The organism is Corallococcus llansteffanensis, from assembly GCF_003612055.1.
Classification (GTDB): Bacteria; Myxococcota; Myxococcia; order Myxococcales; family Myxococcaceae; genus Corallococcus; species Corallococcus llansteffanensis.
The window spans coordinates 1-5082 of the sequence record NZ_RAWB01000658.1 but is presented as its reverse complement, the minus strand read 5'-3'; the positions used below and the strand labels follow the sequence as shown (position 1 = coordinate 5082).

Below are 5082 nucleotides of genomic sequence, written 5' to 3'. Positions count from 1 at the left end.
TCCCCTTCCCCGGCCCCTTCAATGAAGCGAAGGCCGAGGAGACGCGGCGTAGGTCGCTGACGGAGCTGGCCGCGACGCCCCTGCCCACGCCGTGGTGGAGGGACGTGCTGGTGCTGCTCGGCACCTACCTGGGCGTGGCCGCCGTGGGCCTGCTGGTGGTGGGCCGGCACGGGCTGATGCTCAACGCCGCGCCCTCCTATCAGGTGGCGGGCGTGGCGCTGCTCATCGTCGCGGGTGTGGGGGCCGGGGCGCTCCTCGGGCTCGCGCCGAGCCGGCGGACCTGGCCGCTGGGATTGGTGGCGGCGGGCGCGGGCGCCGTGGTGGTGGCGCAGCTGCTCGGTCGCTCCGGGCTCCAGGTGCGGCCGTTGCTCACGGGCACGCTGGGGTGCATGGGCACGGAGGTGGCGCTGTCGGTGGTGCCGCTGGCCCTGGCGCTGGTGCTGCTGTGCCGCTCCGCCTACCAGCCCGTCCGGGCGCTGGCGGCGGGCCTGTCCGCGGCGGGCGTGAGCATGCTGGTGCTGCACGTGCACTGCCCCGACGGCACCGCGGACCACCTGATGCTGGGCCACCTGCTGCCGTGGGTGGCGCTGGCCGGCGTGGCGGTCTTCATCCGCTCACGCCTGCCGTCCCGCACCTTCGCGCCCTGAGGTCGCGAGGGTGCGGCGCACGGCGGCTACTGGAGCCGCGACAGCGCTTCCTGGGGGAAGGCGCGCGCGTCCACCTTGGCGTGCCACTCCTTCACCTTGCCGTCCGGCCCGATGACGACGCCCACCCGGCGCGCGTTGGCGGCCTTCGCGTCGTCCGCGGCCCCGTAGGCCAGGCCCACTGTCCGGTCCACGTCACACAGCAGCGGGAAGTTGAAGTCGAACTTCTTCGCGAAGGCCTGGTTCTCCTCCGGCGTGTCGAAGCTGATGCCCAGGATGACCGTGCCCTTCTGCTCGTACTGGGCCTTGTGATCGCGGAAGGAGCACCCCTCGGCGGTGCAGCCCGGGGTGTCCGCCTTCGGATAGAACCAGAGCACCACGTTCTTGCCCCGGTAGTCCGACAGCCGGTGCGTCTTCCCCGTGTGGTCCTTCACCGTGAACTCCGGCGCCACGTCTCCCTGCTTGAGCATGTGCGATGCCTCCTTCGAGGTGGGAACGGCGCCGTCGTAGCACGCCCCGGGGGCAGGCAGCCGGGCACCGCTCGGACGATGTGTGGAGTGGAGTGCAGGCGGACGGCCCGGACGCACCATCCCCCTCAAGACGCTTGAAACCCACCCCCCTCGTCCGTTTAGTAGGGGCTCCAAATGAACAACAGTGACGAACCTCCGCCTGCCCAGTCCGGGCAGCGAGTGGCCACGCTTCGCGCGTGGGCACGGCTGAGCCTTTCCCGGCTCATCTACTTCCTGCTGGGTGCGTCGAACCGCATCCGCCTGCCCACTCCGTCCGTGCTCCCCATCGCGGGCGCGGTGGTGGGGCTCTACAGCGGCCTGGCCGCCGGCGTCTTCTCCAACCTCATTGGCGTGATGAGCGGCATCACGTTCAGCGCCGCGGAGCTGGCGGCGACGCTCAAGCCGCAGCGGCTGCGCACGCTGATGGAGTCGCTGTCCTCCGCGCGCTGGCACCTGGAGTACGCGCTGGTGGGCGTGCCGCTGGCCATGGGCGCGCTGCTGCTCGCGCGCATCATCGAGCCCGGGGGGCCTCGCGACGAGGTGAAGCGCCGGCTGCGGCTGCTGGCGCTGCTGACGCTGGGCGGGCTGTCGCTCTACTACCCGCTGGTGGGGCTGGCGGCCGTCAACGCGGTGTTCGGCCACGCGCACAACCTGCCCGCGGCACTGCCGCACCTGCCCTGGTGGCTCATCCTGCTGGCGCCCACGCTGGGTGGGCTCGCGGTGGGCCGCCTGCTGCGCGACCGGCCGGAGACGCACGGCCACGGTCTGCCGGAGGTGGTGCGCGCGGTGAAGAGCGGCGCCAACGTGGTGCCGGCGGACCGGGGGCTGCTCAAGCTCATCGCGTCCGCCATCACCATTGGCAGCGGCGGCTCCGCGGGGCGCGAGGGCCCCATCGTCTATGGCGGCGCGGCGTTCGCCTCCAGCGTGGGGCGCGTGCTGGGCTTCAGCCGCAAGGAGCTGTCCATCCTCCTGGCGTGCGGCGCGGGGGCGGGCATCTCCGCGTCCTTCAACGCCCCCATCGCGGGCGCGGTGTTCGCGATGGAGATCATCCTGCGCGAGTTCGAGCTGCGGGTCTTCTCCCCCATCATCCTCGCGAGCGTGGCGGGAACGCTGGTGAGCCGGGGCGTGCTGGACGAGGCGCCCATGCTCAACCGGGTCAACTACGAGCTGGTCAGCGGCGCGGAGGTGTTCGCCTACGCGGGGCTGGGCATCGGGTGCGGCCTGCTGGCGTTCGCGTTCGTGAAGCTGCTGCATGGCGTGGAGCACTTCTTCCACGGAGGTTCGAAGGGACGGCTCTCCCCGTGGCTGGGGAAGAAGCCGCTGCCGGTGCGCGCCGCGCTGGGCGGCCTGTGCACGGGAGTGCTCGTGTTCCTGAGCCCCACGGTGTGGGGCAGCGGGCACGACTTCATCAACCTGGCGGCGGCGGGCCAGCTGCCCTTCATCTTCCTGGTGACGGCGTGCGTGCTGAAGCTCGTCGCCACGTCCATCACCATCGGCTCGGGCGGGTCCGGCGGCACGTTCTTCCCGGCGGCGGTGATTGGCGCGATGGCGGGCGGCGCGTTCGGCACGCTGGTGCACTACTTCTTCCCGCTGGCCACCGGGCCCAGCGGCGCCTACGCCATCGTGGGCATGGGCGGCGCGGTGGCGGCCCTCACGCGCGGCCCGCTCACCGGCATGATGATGCTGTACGAGCTGAGCGGCAGCCACGAGATCATCCTGCCGCTGATGGTGACGTGCACCATCGCGTCCGCGCTGTGCCACTACCTCATCGAGCGGACCTCCGCGAAGGTGCAGAGCGACGAGGACCTGCTGACGGGCACCCACGTGCGCATCCTGATGACGGAGGTGTCGGCGGTGCCCGCGGGCACGCCGCTGCGCGCGCTGGCGGACCAGCTGCTCACGTCCGAGGCGGGCACGCTGCCCGTGCTGGACCCGCTGGGCAACCTCTACGGCACCGTGCAGGTGGAGCAGCTGCGCGAGGTGTGGCGTGACGAGTCCATGTACCCGCTGCTCGTCGCCAGCGACCTGGCGCGCAAGCTGCCCGCGCTGCCGCCGGACACGGACCTGGCGCATGCCATCCAGGTGATGGACCAGGAGGACGTGGACGCGCTGCCGGTGTCCCCGGTGCTGGGATTGGCGCCGTGCGGGCTCATCACCCGGGCCGCGGTGCGCCGCTTCCTCTTCGCGCAGCACGCCCATGCGCATGCGAAGGGCGACTACCCCGTCGCCCCGACCGAGGCCACGCACTGAGCCGGCGGGCCGGCCGGCTCCGTGCCCCGCAATGCCAGACACCCACGGCGGGAGCGCATCCCACTCCCGCCGTGAGGCATTGGATTGTCAGCCCGCGTGGGCCGCTGACTACTGGATGCCGACGGCGAGCTGGAGTTGGCAGGTCACGGGGTCGACGCCCGACTGCGCGGGGAAGAAGCCGCACACGGCCCCCTGGGCCCCCTGCGCGGTGAAGGTGATGTTGGCCTGACAGGCCCCGTTCACGAACGCCGTGGAGACCGAGTAGGTGCACGTCTTCGCCGCGCCATACGGATCCGACAGGTTCGTCGTGTAGGTGATGACCTGGCTCCACGGCGTGGAGGCCGGGACCACCGCCTGGGCCGAGCCCACGAAGCCCGAGGGGCTGGAGGCCATGGCCGCGGGGAGCGGGGTGACGATGCTCACGCCCGTCAGCGCGGTGCCGTTGTTGTAGACGACCGCGCCCGTGAAGTTGGCGAAGTAGAAGGTCTGGTAGGTGTTCGCCGGACGGGCCTGGGCATCGGACAGCCCCGGACGCGACGGAACCTGCACGGCGCGATCCAGGCTGCTCACGAAGTCCTGGGCCAACTGCTCCGTGCTCGCGCCCACCGGCTCCGCGGCACCCGCGGACAGGCCCGCCAGCAACGAGACGACACCCAGGACAGGAACGGCAAAGCGCTTCATTCCATGACGCAGCATGTGGGTTTCTCCAAGGTCTGGTGTTGTCCCCGCCGGGCCGCCGCAAGGACTTGCTTTCCGGCAAGGGGCGCCCGAAGGACTAACATGCAATTCATTGAATTGGCAACCCAATAGCCGCAAAACCTCCAATTCAAGGCAGAACAGACATGTCTAGCCAAGGCGGAGGCGTGGGGATGGGGGTGGGTCTGTCAGGAAACCAGGGGAGCAGGCATCCTTGGACGCCATGTCCGACTCCCGCCTCTCCGCCCTGCGCTCCGAGCTGTCGTCCACCTTCCATGATGCCCGGGTGCGTCAAATGGTCGCCCTGGGGCGCCGTGCCCGAACGGACCCGGAGGCCCAGGGGCTGCTGGATGCGCTGGCCCAGGGGGACGCCTCCGAAAGACGCCTGGCATTGGCAGCCCAGTTCACCCGGCGTGAGGGTGGGGCGGTGCTGCGGGCCCTCTCTGACGAGTCATTCCGGGTGCGGGCCCTGGCGTTCGAGCTGGTGCCGCTCGCCTGTGATGATGCCCAGGCATTGGAAGCGCTGCGCATGGCGCACGGCATGCGCCGTGAGCAGTCATTGCTGCGTGAGCTGGTGAAGCGGCGGCGGCACGCCGTCATCGACGCGTACCTGGACGGGCTCGCGGAGCATCCGGACGGCGCGACGTTCTCGGACGCGGTGCCCCTGGCCTCGGCGGAGGGGCTGCGCCGGCACCTGGCGCGCGCGCTGGAGCGGCCGAGCCACCGGTTCTGGGAGCGGCTCGCGCGCTACGCGCCGGACGTGCTGGGCGCGGTGCTGCTCGAATGGGTGGGCGCGGTGGACGGGGAGGTGGACCCGGTGACGCGCTACCGGGTGGGCCGGCACCTGGAGCGGCTGGCCGAACAGGTCCCCGACACGGCGGAGGCGCTGCTGGGGCTCCTGCTGGCGCGCGGCATCCCCGCGGACGTGGGCGCCCTGCGGACCCTGGTGCGGCTTCGCCCCGCGCGCACGCTGGCCCTCCTGC

Annotated in this window: 4 protein-coding genes and 1 pseudogene; 3 read left to right on the top strand and 2 right to left on the bottom strand. The window is 71.4% G+C overall.

The features are described 5' to 3' along the window. A partial coding sequence (locus D7V93_RS37505) for a DUF1109 family protein (RefSeq protein WP_120647897.1) occupies nt 1–647 on the top strand: 647 nt, incomplete at its 5' end. Nucleotides 648–673: 26 nt separating this feature from the next. Here D7V93_RS37505 and D7V93_RS37500 read toward each other — a convergent pair. Beyond that, entirely contained in the window at nt 674–1114 is a 441-nt protein-coding gene (locus D7V93_RS37500) for a peroxiredoxin (protein WP_120647896.1), read from the bottom strand. A 174-nt stretch (nt 1115–1288) separates the two neighbouring features. Between D7V93_RS37500 and D7V93_RS37495 the strand changes: the two genes are divergently transcribed. Then, a complete protein-coding gene (locus D7V93_RS37495) occupies nt 1289–3403 on the top strand; it encodes a chloride channel protein (protein ID WP_208723282.1) in 2115 nt (704 codons plus the stop codon). Nucleotides 3404–3511: 108 nt separating this feature from the next. Here the strand turns inward: D7V93_RS37495 and D7V93_RS37490 are convergent, their stop codons facing one another. Then, nucleotides 3512–4099 (bottom strand): hypothetical protein, encoded by a 588-nt coding sequence (locus D7V93_RS37490; protein ID WP_147451548.1) that lies wholly within the window; start codon nt 4097–4099, stop codon nt 3512–3514. Nucleotides 4100–4322: 223 nt separating this feature from the next. Here D7V93_RS37490 and D7V93_RS37485 point away from each other — a divergent pair. Beyond that, nucleotides 4323–5082, top strand: a pseudogene (locus D7V93_RS37485) (hypothetical protein); the annotation flags it as partial.

Bases quoted from the DNA above. Each gene is read 5' to 3' on its own strand.
- D7V93_RS37500 (WP_120647896.1), bottom strand. From the start codon at position 1,114: ATGCTCAAGCAGGGAGACGTGGCGCCGGAGTTCACGGTGAAGGACCAC.
- D7V93_RS37490 (WP_147451548.1), bottom strand. From the start codon at position 4,099: ATGCTGCGTCATGGAATGAAGCGCTTTGCCGTTCCTGTCCTGGGTGTC.
- D7V93_RS37495 (WP_208723282.1), top strand. From the start codon at position 1,289: ATGAACAACAGTGACGAACCTCCGCCTGCCCAGTCCGGGCAGCGAGTG.